We start from the raw sequence: 20,815 nt of genomic DNA on the forward strand, positions 1-20,815 counted from the left end.
ACGCGGCGTCAGCTTTCGCGGCGCGCGTACTTCTCCAGCTCCGGCCGTCCGAACGACAGCTCGCCCTCGTCCAGTGCGCCACAGTCGAGCCCCCGCAGCAGGTACACCGCCAGGGCCTGTGCGGTCGCCGGTTCGTCCAGCACGCCCCCGGACTGTTTCTCCGCGTACGCGCGCAGCCGGTCCGCCGCCGCCGGGAAACCCGAGCGGTAGAACGCGTACGTCGCCGCGAAGCGCGTGGGCAGCTGGTGGGGGTGCAGGTCCCAGCCCTGGTAGAAGCCGCGCTCGAGCGAGCGGCGCACCAACCTCGAGTGCTCCGCCCACGCCGTGGGCAGCGCTTCGCCGATCGGCAGCTTGTTCGTCGAGCCGTCGGACAGCCGGACGCCGGTGCCCGCCGCCGCCACCTGCATCAGCCCCTTGGCCAGGTCGGCCGCCGGGTGCGCCATGCTCTGGTACTCCGCCGCGATGCCCAGGCCCGCGCTGTAGTCGTAGGTCCCGTAGTGCAGGCCCGTGCAGCGGCCGGCCGCCGCCTGCACGATCCGCGCGACCGACAGCGTCCCGTCCAGGTCCACGATGGACTGGGCGGTCTCGATCTGGACCTCGAAGCGCAGCGTGCCCGCGGCGAGCCCGTAGGCGGATTCGAGCCGGGACAACACTTCCGCGGCCACGTCCACCTGCTCGACCGCCGTCACCTTCGGGAGCGTGACGACGAACCCGGGCGGCAGCGGGCCGGTTTCGAGCAGCGACCCGAGGAACAGGTCCAGGGTGCGGATGCCCCGCCGGCGCGTCGCCGCCTCGAAGCTCTTGAAGCGGATCCCGCAGAACGGCGTCCCGCCGGTGGTCGCCAGGGTCTGTCCCGCCGCCCGCGCGGCCGCGTCCTCGACGTCGTCGGGCACGCGGCCGAAGCCGTCCTCGAAGTCGATCCGCAGGTCCTCGATCGGCTCGGTCAGCAGCTTCGCGCGCACGCGCTCGTACACGTCCGCGTCGGCGCCCAGCAGGTCACCGTGCTCGATGAAGACCCGCATCGCCTGCTTGCCCCAGTCGGCGACCAGGCGGGTCTTGTACCGCGACGCCGGCACGTACACCGTGTGCACCGGCTGCCGTCCGGGTCGCTCCCCCGGGTACGCCGCCGCGACGCGCGCGTCGGCCGAAGCCAGGCGCGCGTCGGCGGCGGCGTAGACGTCCTCGGGAAGGCGCACTACTTGATCCGCTCGTACGCGGGCAGCGTGAGGAAGTCCGGGAACTCGTCGGCCAGCGCGACCTCTTCGAACAGCTCGATCGCCGGCACCAGCAGGTCGGCCGGGAGCTCGCGGGCGAGCTCGCCGCGGACGTCGGTCAGCACGCCGCGCACCAGCTCGGACGTCACGACGTCGCCGGTGTCCAAAGTGGTCCCGTTCTTGACCCACTGCCAGATCTGCGAGCGCGAGATCTCCGCGGTCGCCGCGTCCTCCATCAGGTTGTGGATCGCCGCCGCGCCGTTGCCGCCCAGCCAGGACGCGATGTAGCGGACGCCGACGTCCACCGCGGCGCGCAGGCCGGCCGCCGTCGCGCCACCCGGCGTCGAAGCGACGTCGAGCAGCTGGTCGGCCGTGACGCTGACGTCGTCGCGGGTGCGGTCGAGCTGGTTCGGCTTGTCGCCGAGGACCTTGTCGAACTCTTCCTTGCACAGCTCGACCATGCCGGGGTGCGCGACCCAGGAGCCGTCGAAGCCGTCGCCGGCCTCGCGGGACTTGTCCGCGTGCACCTTCTCGAAGGCGCCCTTGTTGACCTCGGGGTCCTTGCTGGGGATGAACGCGGCCATGCCGCCGATCGCGAACGCGCCGCGCTTGTGGCAGGTGCGCACCAGCAGCTCGGTGTAGGCGCGCATGAACGGCGCGGTCATGGTGACGGAGTTGCGGTCCGGCAGCACGAACTTCTCGCCCGCGTCGCGGAAGTACTTGATCACGCTGAACAGGTAGTCCCAGCGGCCGGCGTTGAGGCCCGACGCGTGCTCGCGCAGTTCGTAGAGGATCTCCTCCATCTCGAACGCGGCCGGGATGGTCTCGATCAGCACGGTCGCGCGGACGGTGCCGTGCTCGATGCCGAGGGTCTTCTCGGCGTGGGTGAAGACGTCGTTCCAGAGCCGCGCTTCGAGGTGGCTCTCCATCTTCGGCAGGTAGAAGTACGGGCCCTTGCCGCGCTTGAGCAGCTCGGCCGCGTTGTGGAAGAAGTACAGGCCGAAGTCGACGAGCGCGCCGACGGCCTGGCGGCCACCGAAGGACAGGCCGCGCTCGGGCAGGTGCCAGCCGCGCGGGCGGACGACGATCGTGGCGTGCTCGACGTCGTCCTTGAGCGCGTAGCTCTTGCCGCCGCTCTCCAGCGAGATCGTCTCGCGGACGGCGTCGTACAGGTTGACCTGTCCGGACACGACGTTGGCCCAGTGCGGGGTGTTGGCGTCCTCGAGGTCGGCCAGCCACACCTTCGCGCCGGAGTTGAGCGCGTTGATGGTCATCTTGCGGCTGGTCGGCCCGGTGATCTCGACGCGGCGGTCACGCAGCGCGGGCGGCGCGCCGGCGACGGTCCAGTCGCCCTCCCGGATCTCCTTCGTCTCCGGCAGGAAGTCGAGCCTGCCGGTGGTGCGGGCCTCTTCGCGGCGCTTGCCGCGGGCTTCGAGCAGTTCGTCGCGCCGGCCGGCGAAGGCGTCGTGGAGGCCCGCGAGGAAGTCGAGCGCCTCCGGCGTGAGGATCTCGTCGCCGCGCTCGACCGCGCCGCCCAGCACCTGGACTTCAGAAGACATAGTGGAACACCTCGAGGGTTCGGATCTTTGGATAACGGCCCTACGGTTTTCTACCAGCCGGACTATAGTTTCTGCATAGCGGAACCTCAACGCCGACGTAAGGAGGACCACCGGTGGCAGCGGAGAAGAACGGGCGCGACGGTGGCGTCCAGTCCCTGCAGCGCGCCTTCGAGCTGCTGGAACACCTCGCGGACACCGGCGGTGAAGCCAGCCTGTCCGAGCTGGCGACGCTGTCCGGGCTGCCGATGCCGACGATCCACCGGCTCATCCGCACCCTGGTCGACCTGGGGTACGTCCGGCAGAACACCAACCGCCGCTACGCACTGGGCGCCCGGCTCATCCGGCTGGGCGAGAACGCGAGCATGCAGTTCGGCGCCTGGGCGCGGCCACTGCTGGCGGAGCTGGTCGACGAGGTCGGCGAGACGGCCAACCTGGCGGTCCTGGAGCGCGACGAGGTCGTGTACGTGGCCCAGGTCCCCTCGAAGCACTCGATGCGCATGTTCACCGAGGTCGGCCGCCGCCTGCTGCCGCACGGCACCGGCGTGGGCAAGGCGATGCTGGCCCACCTGCCGGCGGACGACGTCCGCGAGCTGCTTTCCCGGACGGGCATGCCCGCGTACACCGAGCACACGTTCACCGACGCGGACGCACTGGCCGTGGAGCTTTCGCGGATCGCTTCGCAGGGGTACGCGCTGGACGAGGCCGAGCAGGAGCTGGGCGTGCGATGCGTCGCGGTGGCGGTGCCGGGCGCGCCGGTCCCGGCGGCGGTTTCGGTGTCGGGGCCGTCAGGGCGGCTGACCGCCGAGGCGGTGTCGCACATCGCCCCGGCGGTGCAGCGGGTGGCGGAGGCCCTGGGTGCGAGCCTTTCCCAGGCACCCCTATCAGTGTGACCCTAGGTGATATCTCGTGACTGAACGTAACCCCGATGCTGAGGGCTCCGAGGCCGCCGGTAAAGTACGCGACATGGCCAGCCTCGAAGATCTCGAAGCCCGCGTGACCGCGTTGGAGGAGCAGGTGCGCCAGTCCCGCGAGGACGCCACCGCGGCTCGCGTGCTCGCCGGCGCGGCGGACCGCGATGTCTCCGAGTTCAAGCAGCTCTTCTACGCCCAGGTCAAAGTGCTGAACGCCCTGCGCGAAACGCAGATCGAGCACGGGCAGCGTCTCGACGGCCTCGACGCCAGGTTCGACCAGCTGGAAACCAAAGTCGACAGCGGCTTCACCAAGATCAACGTCAGCACGGACCGGATCTCCCAGCTCCTCCAGCAGGTCGTCGACAAGGACTGACTCAGGTCAGCTCCCCCTTCAGCAGGTCCATCAGCAGGCCGTCGCGCCAGGTGCCGTCCGGGGCGCGCTCGTAGTCGCGCAGCCGGCCCACCGGGCGGAAACCCACCTTCGTGTACACCCGGATCGCCGTCTCGTTGGATGCCGCCGGGTCGATCGTCAGACGGTGGTGGCCCTGGTCGAGCAGGTGGCGGGCCAGGGTGCGGACCGCGTCCGTGCCCAGGCCGCGGCCGTGGAAGTGCGGGTGGACCGAGATGTCGATGCCCGCGTGGCGGTACTGCGGGTCCAGCTCCTCGCAGCTCTGGATCAGGCCGACGACTTCGCCGTCGAACTCGATGACGTAGACCGTGTAGCCCTCTTCGGCGACGTACAGGCCTTCGGTTTCGCGGTCCGGGTCGCCCCACCAGCGGGCGACCTCCGGCGTGGCCAGGATCTCCCGGACGCGGGCGCGGTCCGTTGCGACGATCGGGCGCAGCCGCACCCGTTCGCCGGTGATGGCAGTCATGATGGTTCCTCACTCTTGTAGCGGACGACGGCTTCGGGGCGTCTGCTACGAGGAGGGGCACGAGCGGAAGTGCGTCAACCGGGCATACCCGGATTCTGCGCCGCCGGGCCCGGCTCGTCACCTGGATTCCGCCGGAGGGAGCCCTCGATGGAACCGCAGCTGACCTGGCTCGCCGCCGCGCACGTGGACCGGCTCGTCGACCGGGCGCTCGACGGCCTGCCGTCCCCGGCGGTGTGGCCGCACCCGCCCAAGACGGCCGCGGGGACGGTCGAGATCACCGTCCGCCACCACTCGGCGGCGAAGGTCCGCACGCCGGTGATCCTCACGCTGCAGGAGGAGGACAGCCGCACCGGCACGGCGTTTTCGGTGGTCCTCGGGCACACGGCCCGCATCACGATGCCGGGCGGCCGCTACTTCGGGGCGGCGATGGTCGTCGACCCGGCGCGCCGCACCCTCGACGGGATCGGCTGGTCCAAGCTCGCGGTCGGGGCCCGGCGGACGTGCCCGCTGGTCATCCCGGCCCAGCGCCCGTCGGCGCAGGTGATCTTCCAGCTGGGCCTGCGGAAGACGGACGGGACGCCGCTCTTCCGGCTCTAGCCGAGCAGGGCGTCCACGAAGGCGCCCGGCTCGAAGGGCGCCAGGTCGTCCGGGCCCTCGCCGAGCCCGACGAGCTTCACCGGCACGCCCAGCTCGCGCTGGACCTGGAACACGATCCCGCCCTTGGCCGTGCCGTCCAGCTTGGTCAGGACGATCCCCGTCACGTCGATGACCTCGGCGAACACCCGCGCCTGCATCAGGCCGTTCTGGCCCGTCGTCGCGTCGAGGACCAGCAGGACCTCGTCGACCTTCGCCTGCTTCTCCACGACGCGCTTGACCTTGCCCAGCTCGTCCATCAGGCCCGTCTTCGTGTGGAGCCGGCCCGCCGTGTCGACCAGGACCGCGTCGACGCCCGTGTCCACGCCGCGCTTGACCGCGTCGAACGCCACCGCCGCCGGGTCCGCGCCTTCCTTGCCGCGGACGACCTCCGCGCCCACGCGCTCGGCCCACGTCTGCAGCTGGTCGGCCGCCGCCGCGCGGAACGTGTCCGCCGCGCCCAGCACCACCGACTTGTCCTGGGCCACCAGGACCCGCGCGAGCTTGCCCGTCGTGGTCGTCTTGCCCGTGCCGTTTACGCCCGCCACCAGCACCACCGCGGGCTGTTTCTTGCCGTCCACGATGTGCGGCAGGGCCCGCACCGAACGCTCCGAGTCGGTTGACAGCTGCGCCGTCAGGACCTCGTGCAGCACCTCGCGCGCCTCGGCCGATGACCGCACCGCGCGCCGGGAGAGCTCGTCGCGCAGCCGGTCGACGATCTGGGTCGTGGTCGCCGCGCCCAGGTCCGCCATCAGGAGCGTGTCCTCGACGTCCTGCCAGGAGTCCTCGTCCAGGTCGCCGGCGCCGAGCAGGCCGAGCAGGCTGGTCCCGAACACCGAGCGCGACTTCGACAGCCGGCCGCGCAGCCGCTCCATGCGGCCGGTCGCGGGCTCGATCTCCTCGACGACGGGAGCCGGCTCGTCGGGCAGCTTGACGTCCTTGACCGTGCGCTGCGGCGAGTCGCGCGGCACGGCGGCGTCGTCGCCCACCGCGGGCTGGCCGTCGGTCTCCGGCCGGTCCTCGACGGGGTGCTCGACCTCGGTGCCGCCGGGCGCGAGCGCGATGCCCCCGCTGGCCGCGTACGAGCCGCCCTTCGGTTTCTCCTCGACCTCGCGCTGGGCGTCCAGGCTGATCCGGCGCTTGCGCGCGACCAGCAGGCCGGTCACCAGGAGGGCGACCAGCACGACGACGGCGACGACTACGAACAGGAACCAGGTGCTCGACACCCGCCCATCCTTTCATCCGCGTCCGCCGGGCCCGGACACCCCGTCCGCACAGGCAATTCATCACGACCTTGGTCCCGATCGGGACAAGACTTCACCACGCGGGGTTGCGCCACCCCGGGGGCTGCACTAAACCCCACCGGATGGGGAAAAGCGCGAGTCACGGATTCCGGGTGATCGGGTTGCTTTCGGGCACGTCGGTCGACGGCATCGACGTCGCCGCGGCCGACCTGCACGCCGAGGACGGCACGGTCGTCCTGACGCCGCTGGGCGAGCTCGAAATCCCCTACCCCGAACCCCTGCGCGAGGGCCTGCTCGCCGCGCTGCCGCCGAACCCGTGCACCGCCGGCGAGCTGACGCGGCTCGACACCGGCGTCGGCCAGGCGTTCGCCGGCGCGGCCGCGCGCGGCGCCGAAGAGCTGGGCGGCGCGGACCTCGTCGCGTCGCTGGGCCAGACGGTGTTCCACTGGGTCGAGGGCGGCGAGGTCCGCGGCACCCTCCAGCTCGGCCAGCCCGCGTGGATCGCCGAGCGCACCGGGCTGCCGGTGGTGGCCGACCTGCGCGTCCGCGACGTCGCCGCGGGCGGCCACGGCGCTCCCCTGGCCGGCACGCTCGACCAGCTGTGGCTGCGCGGTCTCGCCGAAGACACCGGCCGGACGGTGGCCGCGCTCAACCTCGGCGGCATCGCGAACATCACGGTCGTCGCCGACGGCGAACCGGCGATCGCCTACGACACCGGCCCGGCCAACGCGCTGCTCGACCTCGCGGCCCACCGCGTCACCGGGCGGCGCAGCGACGTCGACGGACGGCTCGCGCTCGGCGGGTCGGTGCGCTCCGACCTGCTCCTGCGGCTGCTCGCGGACCCGTACTTCGCCGCCGCGCCACCGAAGTCCACCGGCAAGGAGCACTTCAACGGGCCCTACCTCGACGCCGCCCTCGACGGGCTCCAGCCGATCGATCCCGGCGACCTGCTGGCGACGCTGACCGAGTTCACCGCGGTGACCGTCGCCGACCAGTGCCTCCGCCACGGCGTCACGACGGTCATCGCGTCCGGCGGGGGCGTCGCGAACCCGGCGCTGATGGCGGCGCTGGCGCGCAACCTCCCGGAAGCCGTGCTCAAGACCAGCGACGACCTCGGCCTGCCCGGCGCCGGCAAGGAGGCGTACCTGACCGCGCTGCTCGGCTGGCTGACCTGGTGCGGCGTGCCCGGTACGGTGCCGTCGGCGACGGGCGCCCGCGGGCCGCGCCTGCTCGGCGCGCTCGTCCCGGGCGCCGGTCCCCTGATCCTTCCCGCCCCGCTGGGGGGCACCGTGACGCGGTTGCGAATCGCGGAGAAGGCCGGATGACATGACAGTAGGAGAAGTCCATGCGCGGTGTTGACCTCGCCATCATCGTGGTCTACCTGGCGGCGATGCCGCTGATAGGCGTGCTCGTCGGCCGGAAGCAACGGTCGGCGGCCGACTACTTCGTCGGCGAGCGCAGCCTCCCGTGGGGCGCGGTGATGTTGTCCGTGGTGGCCACGGAGACCTCGACGCTCACCGTGATCAGCACGCCGGGGCTGGTCTTCGGCAACGCGTTCCTGTTCCTGCAGCTGGCTTTCGGCTACATCATCGGCCGGACCATCGCCGCGTTCGTGCTGCTGCCGCGGTACTTCAAGGGCAACCTCGTGAGCGCGTACGCGTTCCTGGGCAAGCGGTTCGGGCCGGGCCTGCAGGGCACCGCGTCGGTGACGTTCGTGATCACGCGGCTGCTCGCCGAGGGCGTGCGCCTGTTCGCCGGCGCGATCCCGATCAAGGTGATCCTCGGGCACTACAACATCCACCTGGACTACTGGGTGATCGTGGTGATCCTGACCGCGCTGACGCTGGTCTACGCCTACATCGGCGGGATCAAGGCGGTCGTCTGGGTCGACGTCATCCAGCTGACGCTGTACCTGGGCGGCGCGGCGGTCGCCGCGATCGTGCTGCTGAACAAGCTGCCCGGCGACTGGGCTTCGCAGGCGTCCGCGGACGGCAAGTTCATGCTCGTCGACTTCACGAAGAACCTGCTGACCAGCCCGTACGCGTTCGTGACGGCGGTGCTCGGCGGCGCGGCGCTCTCGATGGCGTCGCACGGTGCCGACCAGCTGATCGCGCAGCGGCTGATGGCCACCCGCAGCCTGCGCGACGGCCAGAAGGCGCTCATCGGCAGCGGCATCATCGTGACCATCCAGTTCGCGCTGTTCCTGCTGGTCGGGGCCATGCTGTGGGTGTTCGACGGCCGCAAGTCGGTGGCGCAGCTCGGTCTGCAGAGCCCGGACGACGTGTTCTCGCGGTTCATCATCGACGACCTGCCGGTCGGGGTGTCGGGCCTGCTCATCGCGGGTGTGCTCGCCTCGACCATGGGCGCGCTGGCCTCGGCGCTCAACGCCCTCTCGACGTCCACCGTGGCCGACCTCTACCAGCGCTTCACCAAGCGGTCGCCGGAGGATTCGAAGCTGCTCAAGCACGGTCGCATGTGGACACTGATCTGGGCGGTCGTCTTCGCGGTGTTCGCGTCGCTGTTCTCCACCACGAAGAACTCGGTCATCGAGCTGGGTCTCGCCATCACCGGGTACACCTACGGCGCGCTGCTCGGCGCGTTCGTGCTCGGCCTGCTGATCAAGAAGGCCCGGCAGGTGGACGCGATCATCGCGTTCGTGGCGACGGTCGTCGTGATGGCGTTCGTCATCCTCGGCGTGAAGTTCAGCGCGAAGACCGGCGACCTGATCGGTGTCGACTTCAGCAAGGCCGCCGGGGACAAGGTCGCGCTGGCCTACCCGTGGTACACGCTGCTGGGCGTGGTGATCACGCTGGTCGTGGGCGGGCTGCTGGCGCTGCGGCACCGGACGCCGGACCCGAAGGCGGCCGAGGCCGAAGCCGGTGAGGCCGAAGAGGTCACCACCGCCTGATCCTTCTGAACCGTTTCCGGCGGGCGCCCGTGTCGGTGATCGGGTGCCCGCCGGGAAGCGGCGGGAAGGATCGAAGGTGGGTTCATGAAACGGATGACGGTGGCGCTCGCGGTCGGCGCCCTGGTCCTCGGCGGCGCGGCGACGGCTTCGGCCAGCCCGGCGGGCCCGAAGGTGCCGGACGCGATCAAGGTGCCGGCGGGCAACGTGGCGCTGGCGAGCTACCCGGCCGAAGGCGTGCAGATCTACGGCTGCACCGCGGGTGCCTGGACGCTGCTCCAGCCCGCCGCGGTGCTGTCGAAACACGGCAGGCCGGTGGCTCTGCACAGCAAGGGTCCGGTTTGGACGTCCATCGTGGACGGCAGCACGGTCGGGGCGGCCGCGGTGGCCAACGCGCCGCGGGCGGGCGCGATCCCGGAGCTGCTGCTCAAGGCGAACCTGAACACCGGTGACGGGATCTTCGGCAAGGTGACCTACGTCCAGCGGCTGAACACGCGAGGCGGGGTGGCACCGGCCGGGACCTGCACCGACGGCGCGCAGACCGCGGTGCGCTACTCGGCCGACTACGCCTTCTGGGTCGCCGGATAAGCGGATGTGCGGCCCCCTCCCGTAGCCTGGGCGCGGGAGGGGGATCACATGGGGTTCTTCATCGGGATCGGCGGGGTGCTCGCCGCCCTGCTCGTCATCGCCCTGGTCATGGACCGGCTCGACCGCAAGCGCGGCGTCAAGCACGGCATGCTCCGCCCGGGCGGGCGGCGTCCGACCATCGGCGACGCGGGCGGCGTCGGCAACGACCTCAGGCACTACGAACCACGCGTGCGGGGCGAAGACCGCCGCGCACCGCGGGAAGACGAGATGTGACGCCTCAGCCGGCCGGGACCGGCTCCTCCTCGGCCGTGCGCAGGCGCTGCGAGATCACCTTCGTGATGCCGTCGCCCTGCATGCTCACGCCGTAGAGCGCGTCGGCGATCTCCATGGTCGGCTTCTGGTGGGTGATGATGATCAGCTGGGACGAGTCCCGCAGCTGCTCCAGCAGCCCGATGAGCCGGCGCATGTTGGTGTCGTCCAACGCGGCCTCGACCTCGTCCATGACGTAGAAGGGTGAGGGCCGGGCGCGGAAGATCGCGACCAGCATGCCGACCGCGACCAGCGACTTCTCGCCACCCGACAGCAGCGAAAGCCGCTTGACCTTCTTGCCCGGCGGGCGCGCCTCGACGTCGACACCCGTCGAGAGCAGGTCGTCCGGCTCGGTGAGGACCATCCGGCCTTCGCCGCCTGGGAAGAGGACGCCGAAAACCGTCTCGAACTCGCGGGCCACGTCCGCGTAGGCGCCGGCGAAGACCTCGAGGATCTTCTCGTCGACCTGCTTGATGACGGCTTCGAGGTCCTTGCGGGTGTCCTTGAGGTCTTCCAGCTGCGTCGAGAGGAACTTGTACCGTTCCTCCAGGGCCGCGAACTCCTCGAGCGCCAGCGGGTTCACCTTGCCCAGCAAGGACAAGTCCTTCTCGGCGCGCTTGGCGCGGCGGGCCTGGGTGTCGCGGTCGTACGGCATGGGCGGCGGCGGGGTGACGTCCTCGCCGCGGTCCTTCGCCGCCTCGTACTCGGCCATCTCGCCCGCGCTCGGCGGGACCGGGACGTCCGGGCCGTACTCCTGGACCAGGTCGGTCAGGCCGATGCCGAAGTCCTCGGCGATCTTCGCTTCGAGGGTCTCCAGGCGCAGCCGCTGCTCGGCCCGCAGGACCTCGTCGCGGTGGACGGCGTCGGTCAGCTTTTCCAGCTCGCCGGTCAGTTCGCGGACCTTCGCGCGGACGCCGGTCAGCGCGGCCTCACGGCTCTGGCGGCGGGCCTGGACCTGGTCGCGCTCGGCGGCCGCGCGCTGCACCGACTGCTCGATGCGTTCGAGCGCGATCTCGCCGCCGTTGACGACGGCGTTCGCGATCTCGGCGCCGCGCTTGCGGGCCGCGGCGGCGCGCTCGGCGCGTTCACGGGCCTGCTGTTCGGCGTGCGCGGCGCGGCGAAGCCCCTCGGCCTTGCCCGCGATGCTGCGCGCCCGCTCCTCGGCGGTGCGCTGCGCGAGCCGCGCCTCCATCTCCTCCTGCCGGACGACGGCCAGCTCTTCGGCGGCGGCGTCGCGCTCGGCGGTGTCCGGGTCGTCCTCGACCGGCTGCTCGGCGACGGCGGCGAGCCGTTCCTCCAGCTCGGCGAGCTGGGCCAGGGCCTGTTCACGGCTCTGCTCGACCTTCGCGCGCTGGCCGGTGAAGCGCTCGACCTCGGCCTGGGCCTGTCGGGCCGCCTGCTGCAGCCGGTTGAGCCGCTCCGACGACCGGGCCTTGCGGACCTTCGCCTCGCCGAGGGCGTCCTTGGCCTGCGACACCTCTTCACGGCGCGCCTGCTGCTCGGCGCGGGCACCTTCCAGCTCGGCCGTGTAGCGCTCCAGCGAGCGTTCGGCCGTGCGCAGCCGCTCCCCCGCCTCGTCGACGGCGGCCTGGACCTCGATGACGCTCTCGCGCTTGCCCGAGCCGCCGATCGCCCAGCGGGCGCCGAAGACGTCGCCTTCGGCCGTGACCGCGCGGACCTCCGGGTGCACCGCGACCAGGTGGCGCGCCGCTTCGAGGTCGCGGACGACGGCCAGCCTGTCGAGGGCCTGCTCGACGGCGGGCCGCAGCTGCGCGGGCGCCGTGACGACCTCACGCGCCCAGCGCGCGCCGTCCGGCAGCGACGGCCACGCGTAGGTGTCCACAGTGGACTCGGGCCCGCCGAGCAGGATGCCCGCGCGGCCGGAGTCGGTGTCCTTCAAGTACTTCAGGGCGCGCAGGGCGTCTTCGCCGCCGGTGACGGCGACCGCGTCGGCGACCGGGCCGAGGGCCGCGGCCAGTGCCACCTCATACCCCGGCTCGACGGTCAGCAGCGCGGCGACCGAGCCGAGCAGGCCCGGCAGCTCGTGGGACGCGCCGAGCAGTGCGCCCGCGCCGTCCTTGCGCTTGAGCCCGATGGACAGCGCCTCGACGCGCGCCTTCTCCGACGCGATCTCGCGCTCGGCGGCGCGCTCGGCCTTGACCAGCTCTTCGACGCGCGCCTTGGCCGCGTTGTTGGCCTCGACCGCGCGGTCGTGGCGGTCCATCAGGCCGGCGTCGTCGGACTCCTCGACGCCACCTTCGGCCTTGGCCATTTCCAGCTCTTCGACGGCGATCTCGGCGCGCTCGGCGGCCTCTTCGAGGGAGACGCTGAGGCGGTCGATCTCGTCGGAGGTCGCGCCGTTCTTGCTGCGCAGCGCCTCGACCTGGCCGGTCAGCTTGGCCATGCCCTCGCGGCGGTCGGCGATGGCGCGGACGGCGGCCCAGTGCGCGCGTTCGGCGGCCTGGACGCGCTGTTCGAGGTCTTCGCGCCGCAGCACGGTCTGGGCCAGCAGCTCCCGGGCCTCCATGACGGCCTCGTTGAGCTCCTCTTCCTGCTCCGCGACGCGCTCGGCTTCTTCGAGCAGCTCTTCGGGGTCGCGGCCGCCGGTCGACGTCGAAACGTCGGCCGAGAGGTGGCGCTGCCGCTCGATCGCGAGCCGGACGGTGCCGCGCAGGCGCTCGGCCAGGGCCGAAAGCTTGTACCAGGTCTCCTGGGCCGTCTGCAGCAGCGGCGCGTCCTCGGCCAGCGAGGACTCCAGCTCGGCTTCCTCGGCGGCGACGACCTCGAGGGTCTGCTCGACCTCGGCGCGGCGGGCGCGGGCCGTCTTCTCGTCGGCCTCTTCGCGCGCGATGGCGTCCCGCTGGGTGACGAGGTCGTCGGCGTGCAGGCGGAGGCGGGCGTCGCGCAGTTCGGACTGCACGGACTGGGCCTTGCGGGCGATCTCGGCCTGCTTGCCCAGCGGCTTGAGCTGGCGCCGCAACTCGGTGGTGAGGTCGCCGAGGCGGTCGAGGTTGCCCTGCATGTTGGCCAGCTTGCGCAGGGTCTGTTCCTTGCGCTTGCGGTGCTTGAGGACGCCGGCGGCCTCTTCGATGAAGGCGCGGCGCTCCTCGGGCTTGGACTCGAGGATCGCGGAGAGCTGGCCCTGCCCGACGATGACGTGCATCTCGCGGCCGATGCCGGAGTCCGAGAGCAGTTCCTGGACGTCCATCAGGCGGCAGCGGTCGCCGTTGATCTCGTACTCGCTGGCGCCGTCGCGGAACATCCGGCGGGTGATCGACACCTCGGCGTACTCGATGGGGAGGGCGCCGTCGGCGTTGTCGATGGTGAGGGTGACCTCGGCGCGGCCGAGCGGCGCGCGGCCCGCGGTGCCGGCGAAGATGACGTCTTCCATCTTGCCGCCGCGCAGGTCCTTCGCGCCCTGGGTGCCCATGACCCAGCGCAGCGCGTCCAGCACGTTGGACTTGCCCGAGCCGTTCGGCCCGACCACGCAGGTGATGCCCGGTTCGAAGCGCAGCGTGGTGGCCGAGGCGAAGGACTTGAAGCCCTTCAGCGTCAAGCTTTTCAGGTGCACTGGGTGCTGACCCCTCCGGCCGCGATTACTGGCGTTTCAATCGTCCCAGGCTACCTGGGGGTCTCCGGGGACCGCCGGACGCGCCCCCTCATCGGCGCGCCTTAGCACAGGCCGGACGGTCCCAGCAACCTCACGAACCACACCGGCCCCGGATGTACCAAGGCGTCCGCTACCGCTCGACGAACCCGCTGAGTCCCCCTTTCGGGTCGGACCAGCGCTCGACGACGTTCTCCACACTTCCGGGTGATTCTCCGGACCGCAGGGCGGTCAGCAACCGCTCACAGTGGTTTCGATCACCCTCCGCTATGACCTCGACACGCCCATCAGGCATGTTGCGGGCACTGCCGACCAACCCGAGCTCGAGCGCCCGACTCCGGGTCCACCAGCGGAAACCGACGCCCTGGACGCGTCCGCGCACCCACGCTGTCAACCGGGTGTTCGTTTGTTCCTCACTCACGCTTTCATCCTTTCCGGACAGATCGACTGCGCACAGTGATCGCACAGGCCCACTACCTGGGCGAATGGGGCACCGACGGTGATAACCTCCGCGCCGAGGTCGTCCTCCCGGGGTTCCCCCACCCGGGAAGGCAGTGATCGATTCACGGCCTCACCCCGCGCTTTCCCGAACCCCCGAGGAGCCTGCAATGCCCCGCCCCGACGGGTCCGCCTCGAACTCCCCCGTGACCAGGATCGACACCGCACCGCCGAAGAGCAGCAAACCGAACCGCACCGGGTACGTCGTGCTCGGGGTGGCCGGACTGGTGGTCGCGACCGCGTTCGCCGCGGTCGCGGAGCTGGCCGGCCCGGACATCGCCGGCACCGCGGGCGGCACCGGCGGCACCGGTGGCCAGGGCACCTCCCTCGGCGGTCTGCAGACGGTGTCGAACACCCCGTCGTCGGCCACCCCGTCGACGCTGGGCGGCATCCCGACGAGCGCACCGGCCACGACGCCGTCGAGCGTGCCGACCACGGTGGTGTCGGTCAGCCCGGACGGCAAGACGACGACCACCCTCGTCACCCAGCCGCCGCCCCCGCCCCGCGACGACACGGGCAACCCGCCGCCGAACTCGCCGCCGCCCTCGTCGCAGAAGCCGCCGCCGACGACGACCAAGACGACGACGCCGCCGACCTCGTCGCCCGACCCGACGACGTCGCCCGCGCCGACCTCGACCCCGCCGAGCGGCGGCGGGACGAGCACCGCGGGTTCGCCGTCGCCGACCACGACGGGCACGTCCGCCTCCGGGGGCGCCACCGCCTCGACCGCGGGCCCCACGCACGCCCAGTGAGCTCCCCGAAGGCCACCGCCGCGGCGGTGGCCTTCGGCGTGTCTAGACCAGGACGGCGGCGATGATCGCGTCGCGCAGGAACCGCCCGTAGCGCTCCGGCGGCCAGCCGCGCTCCAGGCACAGCAGCTCGTACTGCTCCGGGCCGTGGTAGGTCCACAGGATGTCGCGGACGTCGTCGGCCGAGAGCCCGGCGCGGACCTGGCCGGTGGCCATCAGGTCGGCCGAGAAGTACGTCATCGCCGTCAGCATCTCCTGCCGCATCTGCGCCCACACCTCGGCGGCGGCGGGGTCGGCGGCGGCCGCGTCGCGGGCCAGCAGCTGCACCGGGGTCACGGCCGGGACCACGGTGACCAGGTGCTCGAGGTACATCTCGATCTTCCGGGCGGCGTCCGGCTCGGCCTGGATCGCCGCGATGAAGTCGCGGCCGGCGATGGGGACGTCCTCGTCGTCGCCCGCCACCGTGATGTCGAAGACGGCCTTGAGCAGGGTCGCCTTGTTGGCGAAGGCCTTGTAGACCGTCTGCACCGCGACGCCCGCCTCCTTCGCCACCTCGGGCATCGCCGTGCCCGCGTAGCCCTTCTCCCGGAAGAGCCCGGACGCCGCCGTCAGGATCCGGCGGCGGTTCTCGCGCGCCTGCTCCTGACGCCGCGACGTGTCGTATCGGCGCTTGACAGGCTCGGCCATTTAAGTAGAGACTCCTCTATCGAATAGACGTCCATCTATCATGACACCCTGAGGGGGCGTTGACCATGATGGGACAAGCCACCACCGACGCCGTGACCGCCGCGCGGGAGCTCGCACCCGAGCTGAGTGCGCGCGCGGTCGAAGCCGAACAGCTGCGGACGCTGCCGCGCGACCTGGTCGAAAGAGCGCGGGAAGCCGGGCTCTTCCGCCTCGCGACGCCCAGGGCGCTCGGCGGGCAGGAACTGCCGCCCGCCACGCTCGTCGAGGTGATCGAAGAACTTTCGCGCGCGGACGGCTCCGCGGGCTGGACGATCACGATCGGCAACGGGTCGGCGTTCCTCGCCTGGCTCGACCCGGCCGTCGCGACGGACCTGCTGACCGGCGTCCCGGACCCGGTCGGCGGCGGGGTCTTCGCGCCGACGGGCCGGCTCACCTCGGACGGCACCGGCAAGTTCGGGCTCGCCGGGCGCTGGGCGTTCTGCAGCGGCAGCCCGCACGCCGACCTGTTCTTCAACGGCGCCTTCGCCGACGGCGACCCGCGCGACTGGCGGCTGGCCGTCGTCCCGGCCGCCGGGGTGCGGGTGGTCGGCAACTGGGACGTCAGCGGCCTGCGCGGCACGGGCAGCCACGACGTCGAGATCGAGGCCGTCGTACGGGCGGAGCACACGATCTCGCCGTTCACGACCCCGGCGCGCCACGACGGGCCGTTGTGGCGGTTCCCGTTCTTCACCTTCATCGGCACGCTGATGGCGGGTGTCCCGCTCGGCATCGCGCGGCGCGCGCTGGACGAGTTCACCGCGTTCGCGCCGGCGAAGATCCGCCCGCCGGGCCCGGGCCCGATCGCCAAGGACGGCGACGTCCAGATCGCGCTGACCCGCGCCGAAGGACGGCTGTGCTCGGCCCGCGCGTTCGTCTTCGACGCCCTCGGCTCGCTGTGGGACACGGCGTGCGCGGGCGACGTGCCGGACGTGCGGCAGCGCGGGCAGTTCCTGCTGTCGACGCAGCAGGCGATGCGCGCCTCGCTGAGTGCGGTGAACATCGCGTTCGGCTTCGCGGGCGCGGGCGCGCTGCACGCGGACCAGCCGATGCAGCGCTGCTTCCGCGACCTCCACGCGGCATCCCAGCACATCTACTTCTCCGCGGCGGCGTCGAAGCGGTACGCCAAGCTGCGCTTCGGAATCGACCAGCCGACCTTCTGGTTCTAGGGGCTGCCGCGGCTAGGCCTCGAAGCGGTAGCCCATCCCGGGTTCGGTGAGCAGGTGCCGGGGCCGGGACGGCTCCGGCTCCAGCTTGCGCCGCAGCTGGGCCAGGTACACGCGCAGGTAGTGGGACTCCGTCTCGTACGACGGGCCCCACACCTCGTGCAGCAACTGCTTCTGCGCCACCAGCCGGCCGCGATTGCGGACCAGCAGCTCCAGCACGCCCCACTCCGTCTTCGTCAGGTGGACTTCGGTGCCGTCGGCGCGGCGGACCCTCTTCGCCGCCAGGTCGACCGAGAACGACGACGTCTCCACCACCGCGTCCGCGCCGTCCGCGCCCGCCACCGCCGAGCGGCGGACCGCCGCGCGCAGGCGGGCCAGCAGCTCGTCCATGCCGAACGGCTTGGTGACGTAGTCGTCCGCGCCCGCGTCGAGCGCCTGGACCTTGTCCGCCGAGTCGCCGCGCGCGGACAGGACGATGATCGGGACCGTCGTCCAGCCGCGCAGGCCGGCGATCACCTCCGTGCCGTCCAGGTCCGGCAGGCCGAGGTCCAGGACGACCACGTCCGGTTTGGTCTCGGCCACCGCCTTCAACGCCGCCGTGCCGTCGTGCGCGGTGATCACCTTGTAGCCGCGGGCGTTCAGGTTGATCCGCAGCGCCCGCACGATCTGCGGCTCGTCGTCCACCACCAGCACGGTGGCGCCCGGGTCGCTCATCGCACCCCCTCCTCTTGGAACTCGACGCTGAATGCGGGCAGCGAGACCACGACCGTCAGCCCGCCGCCCGGGGTGTCCTCGGCGCGGATCGTGCCGCCCATCGCCTCGGTGAACCCCTTCGCCACCGACAGCCCGAGCCCGACGCCCGGCGTCGTGTCCCGGTCGCCGCCGAGGCGCTGGAACGGCGCGAACGCCGACTCCGCCGCGCCCTTGCGCAGACCCTTGCCGTGGTCGACGATCCGCAGCTCGACGTGGCCCGAGTGCGCGCTGGCCCGCGCGGACACCACGCCCCCGCCGTGGCGGATCGCGTTGTCCAGCACGTTCGCCACCACCCGTTCCAGCAGGCCGGGGTCGGCGAGCACCGACGGCAGCCGGTCGTCGACCGCCACCTCGACCGCACCGGAGGAGTCTACAGTGGACAGAGCGTGCGCGACGACCTCGTCGTAGCCGACGGGCCGCAGGTGCGGCTTGACCGCGCCGGTGGCCAGCCGCGACGAGTCGAGCAGGTTGTCGATCAGCCCGGCCAGCCGGTCGGCCGACAGCTCGATCGCCTCTTCCAGTTCGGCCGTATCCTCTTCGGACAGTTCGAGATCGGGCGCGCGCAGGCTGCCGATCGACGCCTTGATCGACGTCAGCGGCGTGCGCAGGTCGTGCCCGACCGCCGAGAGCAACGTCGTGCGCAGCTCGGTCGCCTCGGCCTTGCGCTCGGCGCGGGCCGCGGCGGCGGCCGTCCGCTGCTGGCGCAGGGCGAGCAGCGCCTGCCCGGCCACGGCTTCCAGCACCCGCCGGTCGGCCGCGGGCAGCGCCCGCCCGCGCAGGGTCAGGTGGACGTCGGCGGTGACGGCGATGTCGACGTCGGCCTCGTCCGGGTCGGCGCACGGGTGCTCCCCCGCGGTCGCCACCGCGCGCCACTCGCCGTCCTGCTTCTCCAACAGCGTCACCGAAGTCAGGGCGAAGTTCTCCCGCACCTTCTGCAGCAGCCGCTCGATCGGGTTCGGGTCGGTCAGCACGGTCCGGGCGTAGGAGGCGAGCAGCGCCGCCTCCATCCGTGCCCGCGCCGCCTGCGTGGCCCGGCGCGCGGCCTGGTCGACGACCAGCGCGACGAGCACCGCGACCACGACCATCGCGATCAGCGTCACGAGGTTCTGCGGGGTGTGCACGTTGAGCGTGTAGAGCGGCGGGGTGAAGAAGAAGTTGAGCAGCCCGGCGCCGAGCACGGCGGCGACCAGCGCCGGGCCGAGGCCGCCGACCAGCGCCACGACGACCGTCGCCAGCACGTAGGAGATGACGTCGGTGGCGAAGTCGAGCCCGGTCGGGACGAAGAAGCCGATGGCGGTGACCAAGACCGGCAGCACGACGCTGAGCACCCAGCCCGCGACCAGCCGCGAGAGGCCCAGCGGGCTCGCGCTCAGCCGGGCCCGCAGCTTCCCGCCGGCCTCGGAGTGGGTGACCATGTGGACGTCGATCGACCCGGAGTGCCGCACGACGCCGGCGCCGATGCCTTCGTCGAACAGCCGCGCCACGCGCGAACGCCGTGAGGTGCCGATGACCAGCTGGGTCGCGTTGACGCCGCGCGCGAAGTCCAGCAGCGCGGTCGGGACGTCGTCGCCGACGACGGTGTGGAAGGTCGCGCCGACCTCTTCGGCGAGCGTCCGGCAGCGGGCGATCGCGGCCGGTCCGAGCCCCGACAGGCCGTCGCCGCGCAGGATGTGGACGACCTGCAGCTCGGCGCCGGCGCGGGTGGCGATCCGGCTGGCGCGGCGGATGAGCGTCTCGCTCTCCGGGCCGCCGGTGATGGAGACGACGACGCGTTCGCGTGCCTCCCACGTGTCGGTGATGCGCTGTTCGGCGCGGTAGCGCTGCAGCGCCACGTCGACCTGGTCGGCCACCCACAACAAGGCGAGTTCGCGCAGCGCGGTCAGGTTGCCGGGGCGGAAGTAGTTGCCGAGGGCGGCGTCGATCCGCTCGGCCGGGTAGACGTTGCCGTGCGCGAGCCGCCGCCGCAGGGCCTCGGGCGTGATGTCGACGAGCTCGAGCTGTTCGGCGCGGCGGACGACCTCGTCCGGCACCGTCTCCTGCTGGGTGACGCCGGTGATCCGCTCCACGACGTCGTTGAGGCTCTGCAGGTGCTGCACGTTGACCGTCGACAGCACGTCGATGCCGGCTTCGAGCAGCTCCTCGACGTCCTGCCAGCGCTTGGCGTTGCGCGAGCCGGGCACGTTGGTGTGCGCGAGCTCGTCGACGACGGCGACCTCCGGCGCGCGGGCCAGCACGGCGTCGACGTCCATCTCGTCGAAGGCGCGGCCGCGGTGCTCGGCGTGGCGCCGCGGGACGGTCTCGAGGCCGTTCAGCAGCGCGGCCGTCTTCTCACGGCCGTGGGTCTCCACCAGCCCGACGACGACGTCGGTGCCGCGGTCCAGCCGCCGCCGCGCCTCGCCGAGCATCGCGAAGGTCTTGCCGACGCCCGGAGCCGCGCCGAGGTAGATCCGCAGTTCCCCCCGGCGCGGCTTCTTTGCACTGGTCACGCTGTCAGTGTGCCCCTCCGGCCGCGGCTTGCACGGCCAAGTTGAGCTGGAGCACATTCACCCCGGGGACGCCGATTCCCGCTCCGGAGGTGTTCTGCTCGACCAACTGGCGCACGCGGTCGGCCGGCAGGCCGGTCACGCGGGCCACGCGGGCGATCTGGAGGTCCGCGTAGGCCACGCTGATCGCCGGGTCGAGACCCGAGCCCGAGGCGGTCACGGCGTCCGGTGGCACCTGGTCGGGTGACACGCCTTCGCGCTGGGCGATGGCGGTCCGGCGCTCCTGGATGGTTTTCACCAGGCCCTCGTCGTACGGGCCCTTGTTGGACGCGCCGGACGGCATCTCGGGGGTGACCGCCGACGGGCGGCTGTGGAACCACGGGTCCTTCGCCGGGTTGGCGGGCACCGGGTCGACGCCGATGAGCGACGACCCGACCGCCTGGCCGTTCTGCGTGACGACCGAGCCTTCGGCGTTGCCCTCCAGGCCCGGGATCCGGGCCACGGCCCACACCGCCAGGGGGTAGAGGACGCCGAGCAGGACGGTCAGCACGACGAGGACGCGCAGCCCGGCCCAGGTCTGCTTGACGAGAGTGTTCAC

19 protein-coding genes are annotated in these 20,815 nt (G+C 72.0%); 9 read left to right on the forward strand and 10 right to left on the reverse strand.

Going from position 1 to position 20,815, the window contains the following annotated elements; translation table 11 throughout:
• Positions 1-8 precede the first annotated feature (8 nt).
• Together ACYVLJ_RS32140 and aceB are read right to left on the reverse strand one after the other, a co-directional pair.
• On the reverse strand, positions 9-1,196 hold the full coding sequence (locus ACYVLJ_RS32140; protein ID WP_460441498.1) for a DUF6986 family protein: 1,188 nt from the start codon (positions 1,194-1,196) through the stop codon (positions 9-11).
• Positions 1,196-2,773: a malate synthase A gene (aceB, locus tag ACYVLJ_RS32145; protein WP_451974724.1), complete on the reverse strand. Its 1,578-nt coding sequence runs from the start codon at positions 2,771-2,773 to the stop codon at positions 1,196-1,198. Before aceB ends, ACYVLJ_RS32140 begins: the two co-directional genes overlap by 1 nt.
• 113 nt (positions 2,774-2,886) lie before the next feature.
• Between aceB and ACYVLJ_RS32150 the strand changes: the two genes are divergently transcribed.
• Together ACYVLJ_RS32150 and ACYVLJ_RS32155 are read left to right on the forward strand one after the other, a co-directional pair.
• A complete protein-coding gene (locus tag ACYVLJ_RS32150; protein WP_451974726.1) occupies positions 2,887-3,663 on the forward strand; it encodes an IclR family transcriptional regulator in 777 nt (258 codons plus the stop codon).
• A gap of 73 nt (positions 3,664-3,736) precedes the next feature.
• Entirely contained in the window at positions 3,737-4,057 is a 321-nt protein-coding gene (locus tag ACYVLJ_RS32155) for a hypothetical protein (protein WP_460441499.1), read from the forward strand.
• 1 nt (position 4,058) lies between these two features.
• Here the strand turns inward: ACYVLJ_RS32155 and ACYVLJ_RS32160 are convergent, their stop codons facing one another.
• Positions 4,059-4,559, reverse strand: coding sequence for a GNAT family N-acetyltransferase (locus ACYVLJ_RS32160; RefSeq protein WP_451974730.1), 501 nt, complete (start codon positions 4,557-4,559; stop codon positions 4,059-4,061).
• Between the two features lie 147 nt (positions 4,560-4,706).
• On the opposite strand from ACYVLJ_RS32160, the gene ACYVLJ_RS32165 reads away from it, so the two are divergent.
• Positions 4,707-5,156, forward strand: coding sequence for a hypothetical protein (locus ACYVLJ_RS32165; protein WP_451974732.1), 450 nt, complete (start codon positions 4,707-4,709; stop codon positions 5,154-5,156).
• Here ACYVLJ_RS32165 and ftsY read toward each other — a convergent pair.
• Positions 5,153-6,418 (reverse strand): signal recognition particle-docking protein FtsY, encoded by a 1,266-nt coding sequence (gene ftsY, locus ACYVLJ_RS32170; protein WP_451974734.1) that lies wholly within the window; start codon positions 6,416-6,418, stop codon positions 5,153-5,155. The genes ACYVLJ_RS32165 and ftsY overlap by 4 nt on opposite strands.
• A gap of 140 nt (positions 6,419-6,558) precedes the next feature.
• On the opposite strand from ftsY, the gene ACYVLJ_RS32175 reads away from it, so the two are divergent.
• From ACYVLJ_RS32175 to ACYVLJ_RS32190, 4 genes are all read left to right on the forward strand, one after another.
• Positions 6,559-7,761, forward strand: coding sequence for an anhydro-N-acetylmuramic acid kinase (locus ACYVLJ_RS32175; RefSeq protein ID WP_460441500.1), 1,203 nt, complete (start codon positions 6,559-6,561; stop codon positions 7,759-7,761).
• 20 nt (positions 7,762-7,781) lie between these two features.
• Positions 7,782-9,344 (forward strand): sodium:solute symporter, encoded by a 1,563-nt coding sequence (locus ACYVLJ_RS32180; RefSeq protein WP_451974738.1) that lies wholly within the window; start codon positions 7,782-7,784, stop codon positions 9,342-9,344.
• A gap of 84 nt (positions 9,345-9,428) precedes the next feature.
• Positions 9,429-9,929 (forward strand): DUF3455 domain-containing protein, encoded by a 501-nt coding sequence (locus ACYVLJ_RS32185; protein WP_451974740.1) that lies wholly within the window; start codon positions 9,429-9,431, stop codon positions 9,927-9,929.
• Positions 9,930-9,977: 48 nt separating this feature from the next.
• Positions 9,978-10,202, forward strand: coding sequence for a hypothetical protein (locus tag ACYVLJ_RS32190; protein ID WP_460441501.1), 225 nt, complete (start codon positions 9,978-9,980; stop codon positions 10,200-10,202).
• A gap of 4 nt (positions 10,203-10,206) precedes the next feature.
• Here ACYVLJ_RS32190 and smc read toward each other — a convergent pair whose 3' ends face one another.
• Both smc and ACYVLJ_RS32200 read right to left on the reverse strand, forming a co-directional pair.
• On the reverse strand, positions 10,207-13,809 hold the full coding sequence (gene smc / locus ACYVLJ_RS32195; protein ID WP_460441502.1) for a coiled-coil domain-containing protein: 3,603 nt from the start codon (positions 13,807-13,809) through the stop codon (positions 10,207-10,209).
• Between the two features lie 169 nt (positions 13,810-13,978).
• The gene (locus ACYVLJ_RS32200; protein WP_451974746.1) at positions 13,979-14,266 is read right to left on the reverse strand and encodes an acylphosphatase; all 288 of its coding nucleotides are present in this window, start codon (positions 14,264-14,266) and stop codon (positions 13,979-13,981) included.
• Between the two features lie 187 nt (positions 14,267-14,453).
• Between ACYVLJ_RS32200 and ACYVLJ_RS32205 the strand changes: the two genes are divergently transcribed.
• A complete protein-coding gene (locus tag ACYVLJ_RS32205) occupies positions 14,454-15,095 on the forward strand; it encodes a hypothetical protein (protein WP_460441503.1) in 642 nt (213 codons plus the stop codon).
• Positions 15,096-15,137: 42 nt separating this feature from the next.
• Here the strand turns inward: ACYVLJ_RS32205 and ACYVLJ_RS32210 are convergent, their stop codons facing one another.
• Entirely contained in the window at positions 15,138-15,779 is a 642-nt protein-coding gene (locus tag ACYVLJ_RS32210; protein WP_451974750.1) for a TetR/AcrR family transcriptional regulator, read from the reverse strand.
• 65 nt (positions 15,780-15,844) lie between these two features.
• Between ACYVLJ_RS32210 and ACYVLJ_RS32215 the strand changes: the two genes are divergently transcribed.
• Entirely contained in the window at positions 15,845-16,984 is a 1,140-nt protein-coding gene (locus ACYVLJ_RS32215; RefSeq protein ID WP_460441504.1) for an acyl-CoA dehydrogenase family protein, read from the forward strand.
• Between the two features lie 12 nt (positions 16,985-16,996).
• On the opposite strand, the gene ACYVLJ_RS32220 is transcribed toward ACYVLJ_RS32215, so the two are convergent.
• The 3 genes from ACYVLJ_RS32220 to ACYVLJ_RS32230 are packed head-to-tail and all read right to left on the reverse strand — an operon-like array spanning position 16,997 to position 20,815.
• Complete coding sequence (locus ACYVLJ_RS32220) at positions 16,997-17,695, reverse strand: response regulator (RefSeq protein ID WP_451974754.1); 699 nt, start codon at positions 17,693-17,695, stop codon at positions 16,997-16,999.
• Positions 17,692-20,277 carry a sensor histidine kinase gene (locus ACYVLJ_RS32225; RefSeq protein WP_460441505.1) on the reverse strand — a complete coding sequence of 862 codons (2,586 nt, stop codon included), beginning with the start codon at positions 20,275-20,277 and terminating at the stop codon, positions 17,692-17,694. The genes ACYVLJ_RS32220 and ACYVLJ_RS32225 overlap by 4 nt, the downstream gene beginning before the upstream one ends.
• Positions 20,225-20,815, reverse strand: coding sequence for a potassium-transporting ATPase subunit C (locus ACYVLJ_RS32230; RefSeq protein ID WP_460441506.1), 591 nt, complete (start codon positions 20,813-20,815; stop codon positions 20,225-20,227). The genes ACYVLJ_RS32225 and ACYVLJ_RS32230 overlap by 53 nt, the downstream gene beginning before the upstream one ends.

The sequence above is a fragment of the Amycolatopsis stemonae genome (assembly GCF_054781455.1).